The 14879-nt window shown below is 62.3% G+C and carries 16 protein-coding genes; 6 read left to right on the top strand and 10 right to left on the bottom strand.

Translation table 11 applies throughout. The annotated features are described in order from the left end of the window. The 5 genes from KHO18_RS07880 to KHO18_RS07860 all read left to right on the top strand — a co-directional run. On the top strand, positions 1-909 hold a 909-nt coding region (locus KHO18_RS07880; RefSeq protein ID WP_244844614.1), incomplete at its 5' end, for a copper resistance protein B. A gap of 38 nt (positions 910-947) precedes the next feature. Continuing rightward, positions 948-1334 carry a copper homeostasis periplasmic binding protein CopC gene (gene copC, locus KHO18_RS07875; protein ID WP_053823086.1) on the top strand — a complete coding sequence of 129 codons (387 nt, stop codon included), beginning with the start codon at positions 948-950 and terminating at the stop codon, positions 1332-1334. Between the two features lie 7 nt (positions 1335-1341). Then, positions 1342-2259 carry a copper homeostasis membrane protein CopD gene (gene copD / locus KHO18_RS07870; RefSeq protein ID WP_053821775.1) on the top strand — a complete coding sequence of 306 codons (918 nt, stop codon included), beginning with the start codon at positions 1342-1344 and terminating at the stop codon, positions 2257-2259. Between the two features lie 69 nt (positions 2260-2328). Continuing rightward, positions 2329-2805, top strand: coding sequence for a cupredoxin domain-containing protein (locus KHO18_RS07865; protein ID WP_053821774.1), 477 nt, complete (start codon positions 2329-2331; stop codon positions 2803-2805). Between the two features lie 385 nt (positions 2806-3190). After that, positions 3191-3538 carry a CzcE family metal-binding protein gene (locus KHO18_RS07860; RefSeq protein ID WP_082371461.1) on the top strand — a complete coding sequence of 116 codons (348 nt, stop codon included), beginning with the start codon at positions 3191-3193 and terminating at the stop codon, positions 3536-3538. A 214-nt stretch (positions 3539-3752) separates the two neighbouring features. On the opposite strand, the gene KHO18_RS07855 is transcribed toward KHO18_RS07860, so the two are convergent. The 5 genes from KHO18_RS07855 to KHO18_RS28725 all read right to left on the bottom strand — a co-directional run bounded on the left by KHO18_RS07855 (position 3753) and on the right by KHO18_RS28725 (position 8269). Then, positions 3753-3950, bottom strand: a complete 198-nt coding sequence (locus KHO18_RS07855) for a hypothetical protein (RefSeq protein ID WP_082371627.1) — start codon at positions 3948-3950, stop codon at positions 3753-3755. 620 nt (positions 3951-4570) lie between these two features. After that, positions 4571-5101: a c-type cytochrome gene (locus tag KHO18_RS07850; protein ID WP_053821772.1), complete on the bottom strand. Its 531-nt coding sequence runs from the start codon at positions 5099-5101 to the stop codon at positions 4571-4573. Between the two features lie 61 nt (positions 5102-5162). Further along, positions 5163-5579, bottom strand: a complete 417-nt coding sequence (locus KHO18_RS07845) for a DUF411 domain-containing protein (RefSeq protein ID WP_053823085.1) — start codon at positions 5577-5579, stop codon at positions 5163-5165. A 64-nt stretch (positions 5580-5643) separates the two neighbouring features. Next, positions 5644-8085, bottom strand: coding sequence for a heavy metal translocating P-type ATPase (locus tag KHO18_RS07840; protein ID WP_116359819.1), 2442 nt, complete (start codon positions 8083-8085; stop codon positions 5644-5646). A gap of 13 nt (positions 8086-8098) precedes the next feature. Continuing rightward, the gene (locus tag KHO18_RS28725) at positions 8099-8269 is read right to left on the bottom strand and encodes a DUF2933 domain-containing protein (RefSeq protein WP_223819837.1); all 171 of its coding nucleotides are present in this window, start codon (positions 8267-8269) and stop codon (positions 8099-8101) included. A gap of 280 nt (positions 8270-8549) precedes the next feature. On the opposite strand from KHO18_RS28725, the gene KHO18_RS07830 reads away from it, so the two are divergent. After that, complete coding sequence (locus KHO18_RS07830; RefSeq protein ID WP_116359826.1) at positions 8550-9815, top strand: type II restriction endonuclease; 1266 nt, start codon at positions 8550-8552, stop codon at positions 9813-9815. Here KHO18_RS07830 and KHO18_RS07825 read toward each other — a convergent pair. The 5 genes from KHO18_RS07825 to KHO18_RS07805 form a co-directional block, all read right to left on the bottom strand. Continuing rightward, positions 9780-10592, bottom strand: a complete 813-nt coding sequence (locus tag KHO18_RS07825; protein ID WP_211942955.1) for a phosphatase PAP2 family protein — start codon at positions 10590-10592, stop codon at positions 9780-9782. The two genes, KHO18_RS07830 and KHO18_RS07825, sit on opposite strands and share 36 nt — an antisense overlap. Positions 10593-10600: 8 nt before the next feature. Further along, entirely contained in the window at positions 10601-12232 is a 1632-nt protein-coding gene (locus KHO18_RS07820; protein ID WP_232346782.1) for a phosphoethanolamine transferase, read from the bottom strand. Between the two features lie 407 nt (positions 12233-12639). Then, on the bottom strand, positions 12640-12876 hold the full coding sequence (locus tag KHO18_RS07815) for a hypothetical protein (RefSeq protein ID WP_116359816.1): 237 nt from the start codon (positions 12874-12876) through the stop codon (positions 12640-12642). Positions 12877-13005: 129 nt separating this feature from the next. Next, positions 13006-13491, bottom strand: coding sequence for a CzcE family metal-binding protein (locus KHO18_RS07810; protein ID WP_116359825.1), 486 nt, complete (start codon positions 13489-13491; stop codon positions 13006-13008). Between the two features lie 335 nt (positions 13492-13826). Next, a complete protein-coding gene (locus tag KHO18_RS07805; RefSeq protein WP_226994867.1) occupies positions 13827-14843 on the bottom strand; it encodes a class I SAM-dependent methyltransferase in 1017 nt (338 codons plus the stop codon). Positions 14844-14879: the final 36 nt, after the last annotated feature.

Here is a 14879-nt window from a genome sequence, read left to right as displayed (position 1 = left end):
TCGATGCAGGGCATGGACCACAGCCAGATGCAGGGCATGGGTTCGATGCAGGGCATGGACCACAGCCAGATGCAGGGCATGGGTTCGATGCAGGGCATGGACCACAGCCAGATGCAAGGCACGGGTTCGATGCAAGGCATGGATCATGGCGACATGCAGATGCAAGGGGGGAGCGCGCCCGCGGATGCGCGCGACCCGCACGGTTACTCAGGGGGCTATCAGCTCGGCGTGGGTCAATACGCCATTGGTCCGCACCGTTCGCTGCACATGGCAGACGAACACCTATTTGCCTCGGTACTCGTTGACCGGCTGGAATGGGTCAAGGGAAATGAGAGCAATGCCGCTGCCTATGAGGCGCAAGCGTGGATTGGCAGCAGCTTTAACCGCCTCGTGATCAAGGCCGAAGGCGAATCCGAGAGGCGCAAGATCCACGAGGCGCGGACCGAATTGCTGTGGGGTCATGCCATTGCCACCTATTGGGACACGCAGCTGGGTATCCGCAACGATGCCGGCTATGGCCGGCCAACCCGAAACTGGCTGGCCTTCGGTATCCAGGGCCTGGCGCCATACTGGTTCGAGGTCGACGCTACTGGCTATATCGGCACCGAAGGTCGCACTGCGCTGCGCCTGTCAGCCGAGTATGAATTGCTAATTACCCAGCGCCTGATCCTGCAACCCCGAATCGAGGCCAATCTTTATGGCAAGAACGATCCCGAGGTCGGCGTGGGCAGCGGGCTTTCCAGCGGTGCCGTGGGTCTGCGCCTGCGCTATGAGTTCAGCCGTCAGTTCGCTCCCTATATCGGCATTGAACGGTACCAAACCTTTGGCAATACCGCCGACATGGTTCGCACCGCCGGCGGCCGAAGTGGCGAAACCCGTTTTGTAGCGGGTGTTCGCATGTGGTTCTAACCACGTATTTCAATCCACACTCATATTTGGAGTTCACCATGCAAGCGCCCCGCTTCACCATTCGTGCCGCTCTGGCAGCCGCCGCTGTGCTGGCTAGTACTGCAGCCTTCGCCCATCCAAAGCTGGTATCGTCCATGCCCGCCGACAAGGCCGAGGTGGCGGCGCCGCAGAAGATCGAGCTGAAGTTTTCAGAGAACCTCGCGACCCAATTCTCCGGGGCCAGCCTCGTCATGACCAGCATGCCCGGCATGGCCAACCATGCGCCGATGAAAATTGCCGCCAAGGTTGCCGGCAGCGACGACCCCAAGACCATGGTGATCACCCCGGCCCAGACGCTGGCGCCTGGCAGCTACCGCGTCGATTGGCGTGCAGTGTCGTCCGACACGCACCCGATTAATGGCAACATCGCGTTCACCGTGAAGTGATCCGCCGATGGACTGGGCAACTGTTGCAGTGCGTTTCGCACTCTATTTCGACCTGACTGCACTGTTTGGTCTGCCGCTGTTTGGCTTGTACGCACTGCGCCGTGAGGAAATGGCGTCGCCAACGGGTGCGCGCTTTTTGACGCTTGGCGCGGCGGTCGCGGCCCTGGGCATCGTCCTGTCGCTGGCCAATATCACCATCATGGCCAAGGGCATGACCGGTGCCGCATCCTACGCCGAACTGCAAGGCCATGTCTTCGAAATGATTGTGACAGGCACCGCGTTTGGCGCGGCCTGGGTCGTGCGACTCGTTGCCCTGGTCCTCTGCGTGCTGGTCGCGTTGTTTGTCCGCAAACGGCCAGAACTTCAATTCTGGGTTCTGGCTGCAGCGGGCGGCGTCGCGCTGTCCACGCTTGCCTGGGGCGGCCATGGCGCCATGGATGATGGCATTCGACGCTACATTCACCTTGCCTCGGATATCGCGCATCTAATGGCCGCCGGCGCATGGGTCGGCGCTCTGCTCGCGTTCGTGTTGTTGTCGCATCCCTCTGCCACACCTGCCAAGGTTGCCCTACTGAGCCGCACCTCAAACGGCTTCGCTCAGGTGGGTATGATCGTTGTCGCAACCTTGGTCATTACCGGCGCAGTGAACTATTGGTTGATTGTCGGTCCGGTCTTGCCAGAACTGTCGCTGAACTCATACGGTGGACTGCTGGCGTCCAAGCTGGCGCTGTTCGGTACCATGCTCGCCCTTGCCGCGGCTAACCGTTTTCATCTGAGCCCGCGCCTGGAGCATGCCCTACGGACGGGCGACCATGCCGTCGCCGTTCGTACCTTGCGGCGCAGCCTGATGTTCGAGACCAGTGCGGCAACGCTCATTCTAGCTCTTGTCGCCTCGCTCGGCATCCTATCCCCCGCGGGCATGTAGCCACGTTTTCACGAACCGCGCAGCAAGGCTGCGCTTGTCTTGCTCTCAAACAACCGCCAAGGAGATGCCATGAAGACGCTCAAGTCGTTGCTGCTGGTGTTGGGGCTGTCGCCGATGCTGGTGTGGGCTGCCGGCAGCATGGAGGGCCATGCGAGCCCAGCTAGCGCCAGTAAGTCCGCTGCCGGTCAGCCGGGCAAGCCGGCCAAGGTCTCACGCACGGTTAACGTGACCATGAGCGACACGATGCGGTTCGCGCCCGACTCGATTCAGGTCAAGCGCGGTGAAACCGTGCGTTTTGTCGTGCGGAATGTCGGCAAAGTGGAGCACGAAATGGTGATCGGTACCGCCGCTGAGTTGAAAGAGCACGCGCAGATGATGCGCAGCATGCCTGATGCTAAGCACTCTATCCCGAACCAGATTATGCTCGCACCTGGCAAACAAGGCACACTGGTGTGGCAGTTCGACGGTCCTGGGACCGTCGACTTCGCTTGTCTGGTGCCGGGCCATTTCGAAGCCGGCATGGTCGGCAAGGTGGCCGTCAAGTAAAAAGCGCGACGACGGGTGCGTCCGGCGGCGAACAAAACGGCGCACCGATGCTGAGGGTTCGACAGCGTAGGTTGGGTCATGGTGCCGCCGTGGCGGACCCGTTTTCTTGCGCGTGATCCTCCCCACTTGGAAGCGTTGACTTGTGGGGCATGACGTGGACCACATTGTTACCTGTCCAGAATGTAACGTTTGGGCAACGTTATCGTTGGAATGCCCTGATTAGACTAGATCGTGCGGCAACTCGCGTTTGGGTGCCGGTAGCCTTGCCAGTTGCCCACAGATCAGCGCAGCACCAAGCTGCGTGCGTCCTTGGCGCGGGTGGAAGTCGGGTTGTCGCAAAGGCGGGTCCGTTAGACCTTGCCGCACATCGACAGGGAGTCTCATTATGACTACCACGCAGGCTTTACGGATCGCACTGGCACTCTCTGCCTTCGGCATGGCGTCGGCGTGTGCGCCTTTGCCACCTGCTAGGGCCGATTTGTATGGTACCGTCGCTGCCGTCGAGACGGCGACTCGGTCGATCACGCTGCGGCCAGGTGCGCGATACGTTAATGTCACCTCTGGAGAAACCGTTGCTTTCCGGGGCGCCAACCGCACGGTGGCTTGGACCTTTATGACCACAAGTAGTGGACGATCGGCAGTTGCGCTGAACTTCCTTTTGCCGGATCTGCCGGAAGCCAAAGGCATCACGGCCATCATCGCGCCAAGCCCGCTCTATCGGGGCAGCTCATGACGTATTGGTTGCTTACTGGACGCTGTGCCAGACGACCACTTCGACAGCCCTCCCCCACGCCGCATCCGGACCAGTAGGCGGTGGAACGTCCGCCTTGGTCCGCTGACTTGGCGCTTGCAGACCCGAGGGGCACCGCCGGGTCTAGCCATATCGCGGCATACTGCGCAACGCGCAACGCATAGCCTTCAGTGCGCAAGTGCGTTTGCAGACCAGCCTAATGCAATTTAGCGAGAGCATGCAAAAAGTCACTGCCCCGCGGCGTGATGTGCAGACGATCGCCGTAAGCCAATTTTTCCAGATGCACCAGCTGCCGCTCAATCAATGCCTCGATCGACGCGTGATCGAGGTCGGCGAGATTGGGGGCTGCGTCGTCGATCAGCATAAGGGTGGCCACTTCATGTGGTGTCAGCATCGTAGTCTCCAGGACCCCTAGAAGTGAATCGGCGGATGGTTCCGCTCTCGTGGCGACGCGTTTCAGCATTCATTCAATGACCGCCGTGCAGACACGTCAAGGTAAATCACCGGCGCTGGGTCTACCATATGGCAATGCTCGACTTTCCATAACGGCTATGAGACTCGTCTTTCACCGGCGAGGCCATCCAGACCAGCCCCTGCATGGCATGCGCTACTACTCGATCATTGGGGCGGCGCTGGTCGTGCTTGGGCTTTTGTATCTCTTCTGGACGACGTAAGGGGATTAGTGCGGCGCAGCGTTCGCCGATCTTCGCCCACGACGAGTCATCGGCGTAGCGGCACGCGTGTTCGAGCCGTTTCGACGGCGCGCGACCGCTGCTCGCATACAGCTGTGTGCCACGCGCGAGCGGGCAGGCAGGCAAGAGACAGAAATTACCAGGCGCGATCCAAGCGCCTGAATACCAGCAAGCCGGCCGCTCAACGCGACATGTTCGTCAGCTGTGGCGTACACACCGCGACAGCTCGTGCAGGGTCACTGCAGCAGCCCAGGCTAGGCTCGAAACGGACGTAGGCGCCATCGCTGACCGGAGCGCCTGCTTGCGGTGTTTGCTTGGGTCGCTACTTCGGGCTCGCATACTGCGCGGTCGCTTCGCGCTGCGCTACTGCCATTTTCTCAGGCCAAGTGCTCTTGATGTACGCGAGCACGGCAATGATGTCGTCATCCGACATCGACTGGCCGAAGGCTGGCATGTCACTGACATAGCCTCTCGGCGCGGTCACGCCGGCAACGAGCCCGTTCTTGGTGATGGCAAACAGCACCGCGTCCGCATGGTGCCAGGTATGACCCGATGCATCATGCGGGGGCGCCGGCATCCGGCCATTTGCGAGCCGCTCGCGCCAGTTAGGCTGGCCTTCGAGCTTGACGCCATGGCACGACGCGCAGGCCTGTGCGTACAGCTGCCTGCCGCGACCGAGCTGCGCGGCATCCGTGGCATCGATGCGCAGTTGGCGCCCTTCCCTGAGCGTCTGCGGTCCACCGGAGGGTGGCTCCAGATAGCGTTTCGCCTTGAGCGCGACCCCGGTGGCCGCCGCGGCGGCCACCACCAACACGCAGGCCACGATCCAGCGCGACTGAGTTGACTCTTCCATGTCCTTTGTCTGGCAGTTCTGAAGTTCTGGCAACGCTTACCCGCGCAGCCCCGCTGCAGTCCTAGTCTTTCGAGAATGGCTTGCCGCTAAAATCCACTGTCACAAGCTTTCCGTCCATCTGCCCCATGCCTGGCGAGTTTGCCGGCATGCCGGGCACTGCGACCCCTTTCAAGGTCGGCTTCGCAGCGAGCTTGCGCACCGCTGCTGCCGGCACGTGCCCCTCCACCACCTGCGCGCTGCCATCGATCACCGCGGTATGGCAGGAGCCGAACTGGGTCGGGACGCCGAGCCTGGCTTTGACCGCCGTCATGTCGGACGAATCAATGACCTTGGTCTGGATGCCGGCCTGGTTCACGTGTTTGACCCATTCTGCACAGCAGCCACAACTGGGATCCTTGTACACCGTTAGCGTCGGCGAGGCCGCTTGCGCGCCGGTGGCGGCCGCGAGCAATGCGGCAGTGGCCAAGAAATACTTCATGGATTCTCCGAAAAACATCATGTCAATAGACAAGTCAGCACCGGTCGAGTGCCTCATCGCCAGCTTAAATCTCTGCCTGCCGCAGGCGTAGCGCATTGGAGATCACCGAGGCCGAGCTCAGGCTCATTGCCAACGCGGCAATCATAGGCGAAAGCAGCAAACCGGTGAACGGGTACAGCACCCCTGCCGCTAACGGTACCCCGAGCGCGTTATAGATAAACGCGAAGCCAAGGTTTTGTTTCATGTTGCGAATGGTTGCCTCGGATAGCTCGCGTGCGCGCGCAATGCCACGCAGGTCGCCTTTGACCAGCGTCACCTGAGCACTGTTCATCGCCACATCGGTGCCCGTGCCCATGGCGATGCCCACATCCGACTTGGCCAGCGCCGGGGCATCATTGATGCCGTCACCGGCCATGGCGACCACCGCCCCGCTTTGCTGCAGTTGGCTCACCAGCTGAAGCTTGTCCGCAGGCTTCACTTCGCCGTGGAACTCCGCAATGTCCAGCCTTGCGGCCACCGCCTTTGCCGTGGCCACGCCGTCGCCGGTGGCCATGACCACGCGGATGCCCTCGGCCTTCAGGGCCGCCAGCGCTTCGGGCGTTGAGCCTTTGACGGGATCCGACACCGCCAGCAGCCCGGCCAGACGGCCATCGACGCCAAGATACATAACGCTCGCGCCTTGTACGCGCAGCGTATCGGCTTGGGCGCGCAGCGCCTCGGTGTCGATGCCGTCGGCTTGCATCAGCGCCGTGTTCCCAATGGCGAGTGTCTTCCCACCGACCGTACCGCGCACACCGATGCCCGTGCTCGATTCAAAGTCCTGTGGCTTCTCCAGCGCCAAGCCACGAATGCGGGCCGCCTCCACCAGCGCCGCGGCCAGCGGATGTTCGCTGCCCTGGTCCAGGCTCGCCGCCAGCCGCAGGACCTCGTCGTCGGCATAGCCATTGGCGCCAATTGCACGCTCGAAGGCTGGCCGCCCCTCGGTCAGCGTACCGGTCTTGTCGACGATCAGGGTGTCGACCTTGCGCAGGTTCTCGATCGCGGCGGCATCGCGGAACAGCACGCCGTTGGTGGCGCCCTTGCCGCTGGCAACCATGATCGACATCGGCGTGGCCAGCCCCAATGCACAGGGACAGGCGATAATCAAGACCGCAACTGCATTGATCAGACCGAACACCCAACTCGGCGGTGGACCGAACAGGCCCCAGGCAAAGAACGTCACCACGGCGACGCCGATGACGCCGAGCACGAACACGCCCGCGACCTTATCGGCCATGCGTTGCATCGGCGCCTTTGAGCGCTGCGCCTGCGCCACCATCTGCACGATCTGGGAGAGCACCGTTTGTGCGCCAACCTTCTCCGACCGGATGATCAGGCTGCCTGAGGTATTCATGGTGGCGCCAATAACGCGGTCGCCTTCGCGCTTGGTGACCGGCATCGGTTCACCGGTGATCATCGATTCGTCCACCGAACTGCTGCCTTCGGTCACGATGCCGTCGACTGGCACCTTTTCCCCGGGCCTGACGCGCAATAAATCGCCGACATGCACATGAGTGAGAGGCACATCCTCCTCGGCGCCATCGCGCCCGATGCGGCGCGCCGTCTTGGGCGCGAGCCCGAGCAACGATTTGATCGCCGCGGAGGTTTGCGATCGCGCCTTGAGTTCAAGCAGCTGGCCGAGCAGCGTCAACGAGATGATGACGGCCGCGGCCTCAAAGTACACGCCGATGCGGCCGTGGGCGGCAAAGGTCTGCGGGAACGCATCCGGTGCCACGGTTGCCACCACGCTATAGGCATAGGCCGCACCGGTCCCCAGACCGATCAGCGTCCACATATTGGGGCTGCGATGCAGGAACGACTGGGCGCACCGCACGAAAAAAGGCCAACCCGCCCAAAGCACCACCGGCGTCGACAGGACCAATTCGACCCAGCTCTGCGTCGCCGCCTGCATCCACCCGAATCGATGGCCGAGCATGGCCAACACCGTGGTCACCACCGTCAACGGCAGCGTCCACCAAAAACGGTGCCGAAAATCCACCAGCTCCGGATTCTCGGTCTCGTCCAGGTCTGGCAACAGCGGCTCCAGCGCCATGCCGCATTTCGGGCAGTTGCCGGGATGATCCTGCCGGATCTCGGGGTGCATCGGACAGGTGTAGATCGTGCCCGGCGGCCCCGATTCCGCATCCGGGGCGGCTGAAGGGGCCGCGGCAGGCGCTGCCGCAGCCACGGCATACTTGGCCGGGTCCGCCTCGAACTTGCGCTGACACGATGCGCTGCAAAAATAATAAGGGTTGCCAGCGTGTTGGGTCTGGAATGCCGAGTCAGCCGACACCACCATGCCACAGACCGGATCTTTGGCCGTGCCGACACTTGACACAGGGCTCTCGTGCGGCGCACCGTGGCCATGGGAATGGTGCTGGTCAGCATGCGCGCCATGACCGGGGCTTGTTGCGTTGTCATGGTGGCCCGCTTTCGGTGGGTGGCGCTGGCTGCTGGGTTCATTCATGGAAGGCCTCCTGTTAGTCGTGGCGCTGTCCGTCCACTGGATCGCCGCCCTCTTTCGAAGGCGCGCTGCGCCCGTGGCCGCCATGGAATAGATGCATCAACGGGCACAATAACACTAGCGCAAACGGCAACCAGGAAGCAACCGCACTCCAACGCGGCATCCCGAGCGCGATGGCGGCGATCATTGCCACGGCAGCAAGGACGATCCCCCAACGCAGCGACCAGCGAAACCGACGGACTTGGCCGGCGTTGGTGCCGTGATGCGTCGATGGGGAATGACATGCTTTCATGACAGACTCTTTACTTGACCATGACGGGAAGCTGACCGGCAGTCAATCGCCGCGCCCAGCTTTCTTGTGATAACGGTAGAGCTTCCGATAATGGGAAGGTCAAGCCGGTTCGCGTCAACATTGCGCCAGGTCAAAAGGCCTCACGGTGATACACTGCCCGGCAAAAATGCACACCATGACCGACACCATCCGCATCCTCATTGAGCGCTGGAAGACCGATCCCGCCGGCGCCTATCAAACCTGGTTTCTTTGGCCGGAGCGGCTGAAGAATTTCCGCTCGATTCGGCGTGGCATCGGCGCGGTGGTCGACGAGATCCAGGCCGGTACATTCGGCAACGCGTATCGGGGGTCATCGCTCGAGACCGTGGTGTCTTCAATCGCAGAGCAACGGCAGATTTTCAAAGGCGCGGATCACGCCTTTCTGTGGAAGCCAAAACTGCGCATTCCAGACATCTATGAGCATGCCGACAATCAGCGTGCTTTTGCCAGACTGCTCCATACCTGCAACTGCTGTGACACCGAATCCGAAGTCCTTGATGCGATTCGCCAGCTGAGCAGCCTCGGCATCAAGGGTCTCGGGCCGGCGGCGGCCAACCTGCTGTATTTCATTCATCCCACGCTGGTGATGCCATTCAATACCGCGATTGTCAATGGCTATAACGCCCTGACAGGCTCGTCGGTCAAGCTTGGCAAATGGGATCACTATCTGGCGATGCGCGAGGGGGTGCTCGCCCTGAATCAGCGTTATCGGGATTTGCTCTCCAATGACCTTGGCGCGATCGCGGGCCTGCTGTTTGACATCGGCATGCAGCGCTATCCGCTGCCACCGCGGCAAGCGCAGGCCCACGATGTGGCCGTCTGGCAGCAGGAACTGGCCAAGGTGCGCGAGCAGGCTGCCGCGCTTGCCAGGCAGATTCAGCTGGGGCAGGCCGAAGACGCCACCCATACCGAAGTGCAGGGATGGCTGCGCGATCTCGGCAAGTCGCTCGGCTTTGCCGTTTGGATTGCCACGAACGACCGAAGTCGGCTGTACAACGGCGAGCCCTTGAGCCAGGGCTGTCTCTCAACGTTGCCGCCGGCGCTGCTTGTGGCGGGAGGCGATACCGTTCCATTGATTGACACTGTCTGGCTAAACGCCACCACCCTCGAGGTCGAAGCCGCCTTTGAAGTCGAACATACCACCTCGATCTATTCCGGCATCGTGCGCATGCTGGATCTGGCGCTCGGTTCCGACCAGTCCGCCCGCAAGCATCTCTTCCTCGTCGCACCCGATGATCGCGAAGGCGACGTGCGCGCGCAACTGAGCCGCCCGGCCTTTAGCCGTGTGTCGGCACTTAATATCCGCTATGTCCCCTATTCCAGCCTGCGCGAGCATCGCGAAAGCATTGCGCGCTTTGGCAGTGGCTTAAAGCCGATCGAGGCCATCGCGAGACAGTTGTGAGTCGCGTTCTGGCGGTGGTCTGCGATGGCGCGGGCAGTCTTCCTGGCTTTGGCGCGGCGCGGCGCTGGCTAACCGCACGTCGGCTCCCAGCGCCCACGCGAGTAGCAAACTTACCGCCCACGCCACCCAGAGGGTCGCGAGCGTGTGCGACAGGAAGTGCGCGCCCTGCGCCATGCGGGCCGCGCCAAGTGTGCCGCCCAGTAGCAGTCCGCCAGCCAGCCCAACCCACGCCCAACGACGGCCGGCGGGACGCAATGCGATCCCCCACACGACCCAGAGAAAGCCGGTGGCCGCGTGACCGGCAGGAAAGCATTGTCCCGGCTTGACGTCAGCTGGCAGCGGATCCAGCAGCCGCATATAGGGCAGGCTGCCGCCGAACTGAGCCATGTCCCAGGGACAATGGCGTCCCGTCATGAGCTTCAGGAGCGTGACGCTCAACGGGATCACCACCATGCCCGCAGCGGCAAGCAACACATTGCGACGCGGCAGCCAAGGCAGACGCCCTCGCCAGCCCAGCCAGCAGACACCCATGGCCGCGGCTACGGCGAGGTAAGTGAGCCACTTCGCGCCTTTGTGGAGCACCGCTTCAAATAGCCAGTGCTGGCGCAATGGGAAGACCGCCCGACCGGCATCGTAGAAACGGCCCTCAAGCCAGAGGTCAAGTTCGGTGCGCTGGAACACGTAGGCCAGCACCAGCGCGGCCGATGCCAGCAGCCACCATTGCTGGCGCAGCCAACGCTGACTGGCGGGCGTCTGAACCAACGGCATTTCTCTCATGAGCGGCATTATCCGTTGCGGCAGCGTGCCGACAAATCCATGGTGGCATCCCGGGTCTGGGTGCGGATATCCAGCAGGCCCAAGACCGTGGAGAATAAGTGGTCATGCGTGGCGGGTTCGCGCGCACGCGCGCGCAGGCAGGAGACATCGAGCCGCATGCGGTGGGCGAATGAGGCTGAGAACCACATCACCATCGGTACATCGGTCTGCTCCCGCGGAGCAATCGCGTAAGGCATGCCATGCAAGAACAGTCCGCGCTCTCCCAGCGACTCGCCATGGTCGGATACATAGATCATGGCCGTGTCATAGCGCGCCTCGAGTTGTTGTAGCCAGTCGATGGTGCGTGCGAGCATATGATCGGTGTACAGCAATGCATTGTCGTACGCGTTGCGAATTTGCTCTGGGGTACAGCGCGAGAGATCATCGGTGTCGCAAGTCGGACCGAACTGCGCGAATCGGGCCGGATACCGCCGGTAGTACGCGGGACCATGATTGCCGAGTTGGTGCAGGACCACGACCAAGCTGCCAGGTAGCTGGTGCCGCAAAGCTTCCGCCCCGGCTAACAACACTTCATCCAGGCAGCGGTCGCGATCGCATAACGCCGACATAGCCTGAGGATCCGGCTGCCACGTGGGCAGGCCTGCACAGACGCCTTTGCATCCCGATTGATTGTCTGCCCACCCCACCTTCAGTCCCGCTCGTCCGATGACGTGTAGCAATGACTCGCTGGCCTTGATGGCATCTTCGTCGTAATTGCGACGTCCCTGGGACGAGAACATACAGGGCAGAGAGACCTCGGTATTGGTGCCGCAACTGGTGACTTGAGCGAAATTGATCACAGCGCGCTGCGCCAGGTTCGGCGTCGTGTCATGAGGCGACCTGCCACTGAGCCCCCAGTTCGCCGCTCGTGCGGTTTCTCCCACGACCATCACGAAGAGCAGGGGCTTGTTGTGCTCGCCCCAGCTAGCGCCGAGCCGGGCATCGGTGCCCACCGGCTGGCGCGGCCGGTTCGCGATACTGGCATCGCGTGCCAGCGCCCCGCTAAAGGCGTACACTACATTGACCGGCGCGAGCAGATAGCGGATCTCCTTATGATTGCGCATCTGGGCTGCGAAATCCTTAAACACCAAGGACAGCGTCCCCACGCCGACAACAACGGCCACCAACATCGCGACCACGCGCAGGCCAACGCTTCGCGTCAGTGAACGCTGGCGCAGCGTCACCCACGGCAACAACAACAATGGTGGTAGTGCCAAGAGCGCGATGCTGCCCATCATACGCAGCGTCAGCAACTCGCGAGCTTCCGCCACGTCGGTGCGCAGCACATTGCGGGCCATGCCGGGGTCAAGGTAGATGCCGTATTGACCCATGAAATAGCTGGCACCGGCGGCCACTACGACCAATATTGTCAATAACGGTTTGGCGGTCCAGCGGTTCATGAACGGCGCCAGCAGCACAAAATGCGCCGTGACCAGCGCGGTGCCCACTGCCACGCCGTAGCCCAGATCGCGCAGCCCGCTCAACGGCCGTTCGGCGAAGAGCGCCCGCCAAAACGGACCGTTCAGGACGAGAACAAAATATAGGCAGCAGCCGAGCAGCAAGGTCTCGACGCCGACCTCCAGACGCCAGGGGCGACCCACCCAATTTGCGCGCGCCCCGCTTGGTGGTGTGTCGGGCGAAGGCGGGTCACGGCGCGACCGGTTTAGATTCGGTTCCAACATTGGCGCATGGGGGGAAAGGCCGGGCATTACCAGCCGCAGCCGTTGCAGCACGCAACGCTGTGTTGAGCCGGCGGTAGACAAAAAGAATCGCGCCGAAGGCGCGATGATGACTCGCTGGGCTGGGTGCGGTCCGGCCGCTGCAGCCTATGCCGTCTGCCTAGATCAGGCCTGGTCCGACCCGAGCCGGCGCATGGGCAAGGCTGAACCTCGGCGCGCGCGCAAGCACAATAACGGGTATCGGGACAGTTTCCCGATACCCGCCCCGCGTCAACGCACCGGCCCAGCAAGCGGCCCATCGCCCCGACGGGTCGGCGCGTTGCCGAGATTTAGGCGCCGTCGCTGAACGTGTCGCGAGGGCCTACGGCGTGGCTACCGTCGGTGAACGGGTCCCGCGTGCCCATGGTGTGACTGCCATCGGTGAACGGATCGCGCGTGCCCATGGCGTGCCCGCCGTCGGTAAAGGGGTCTCGCGGCGAATTGACGCCAGCATTCGCGATGCCCGCGACGCCACCAAGGGTTGCCACGGTCAATGCCACCAAGGCAGTCTTCTTCAATGTACGCATTCTATTTCTCCTTGTTTCGATAGTGGCTCAGTGAGCCTGCACTTGCAGTGTAGAAAGATGTACCCCACCAGGGCCTGACGACAAAATTACAAATGTGTCATGTTTTCACTCCTGGCAAACCGGCCTTTCTTAGCCACCGGTATAGAGCTTGCTGCGCTCGATATAGACGCGCACGCCTTGGGCGTTGGGCATCGCTGGGAACAGGACGCCAAGATCCACGGATTTTCCTTGAACAAGCTCGGCGAATGTCCAGGTGGCTTCCTGCGCGCCGCTGCGAAAAGTAACGGTGTCGCCGGAGGCCACATTGACAGACTTCAGGCCGGGAGCGAGCGTCACCGCGCGTGCAGCCGTGTTCGCTGGCGCCAGGCTACCGAAGAGCGTCGCCTGCGGCCCCAATGGAGTAGCAGCCTGCGCTATAGCCATCGCGCTGGGCACTGTGAGCGGTGCCGGTGAGCTGGCTTGGTCGGCGGCTTGCCGCCGCACGTGCTCCGCCCAGTTGTCGCCCGCATTGGTTCTGGTCTGGTCCGCACTCCACGCCGGTGAACTGGATAGGACGGAGAGGGCCGCCAGCGCCAATGCAGTCAAAGCGGTCAAAGCGGTCTTCTTGGTGTTCATGATGCGCTCCATAACGTTTCGAGGCATAACCTCTTAGGTGTCATGGTAGGCGGCTGGGACTCACGACGACGTTACTCGCGAATTACATCCCCGTAAGCTTTCCCGCATCCATCTGCGTTGCAGAAATGGGTACGTCGTCGCGGTTAACGACCTGGATTGTCAGTCGCGAGGGCCGCGCCTGCGACGCTTGCCCTGACGGCAGCGCGAGCCAAGGCATTCCGGAAGAAGGTCCGCTCTTGCGCACAGACGAGCCTGGCGAGCGCTTGAGACGCGGCCCGCGGCGTCCTCGTCGTTGACGCTAAACGCCGCGATGGGCCCATGCGTGACTGCGCTCTCTACAAAGAACATCCCTTCTTCCTGGCCACCAGCAACAGCGAGCCGCCTGCCGGGAAACGCAAGCCGGCCCGTATTAGGTTGTGCTCGAGGGTGCAAACACACCCGAGCGTGCCGTTCATGGCCGCCCCAATGCGAAACCCGTCGTCCATGGCATCGCCGGGCGGCTTGGCGCGCTGCCACAACCGGGAGATGGCCATCGCAGGCAGCAGCAGCGTCATGAAGGAGGTGACGTCCACGATTTCGAATCCGGCCGCCTCCACTTTCTTCACCAGTTCTTGGCGGGTATAGCGCCGCTTGTGCTTGGCCGCATCGTCCATATGGCTCCACAGCGACGGATGCTGGGGCACTGTCAATACGATTCCCCCATCATTCCTGCAGGCACGGTACATCTCCGCTAGCACTTGGGCGTCGTCGTCGACGTGTTCGATGACGTCAAACGCCCCGAGGACATCGAAGGCGTCGCTGTAGGGAATTGCGCGGGCATCCATCTGCAACAACTGAGCTTTGCATTTGCGCTGCCCCTTCATCAGTGCGCGCAACGAGGCCTCGCCGCCGACCAGGCGTGCACGCGGGAAGCGGGCCTGGACTGCGCGCAGGTTCTCCGCGGTCCCGCAACCGACGTCCATGAACGAGCGCAAGGCCGGAAAGTAGCGCTGCAGTGCGTCCAGGATCAGTTTGCGGCGATAGACGAACCAGAAGTGCGTCGCTTCGAGCTTCTCATACTCGACAAAGAGCGGTTCGTGAAACCCATCATGGTCGACCATCATGGCAGGTGCCAGGCAGAGCACGCCGGCGAGAACACGGGGCTGCCAACCGCACGCGGTGCACGCCCACACGTCAATTTTGAGCGGGGCCTTACATTGATTACAGATGCGCATCGCTGTCTCCAATATCGTGCTGCGCGCGCGACCGCCAGGCGACATCGCACGCCGCACCATAATTGCCCTGCCTTGCTCTCGCACAGGGACGAGCGCAGGCAGGTTTGTTTCGTCTTCGGTCAGGCCGAAGGACGACATCTACGAAGGTGGAGGTAGCCAGCCCAGGAGTTGCGT

Source organism: Cupriavidus campinensis, assembly GCF_905397395.1.
Classification (GTDB): Bacteria; Pseudomonadota; Gammaproteobacteria; order Burkholderiales; family Burkholderiaceae; genus Cupriavidus; species Cupriavidus campinensis.
The sequence above is the reverse complement of the archived record's forward strand: the minus strand, read 5'-3'. Positions and strand labels throughout refer to the sequence as shown.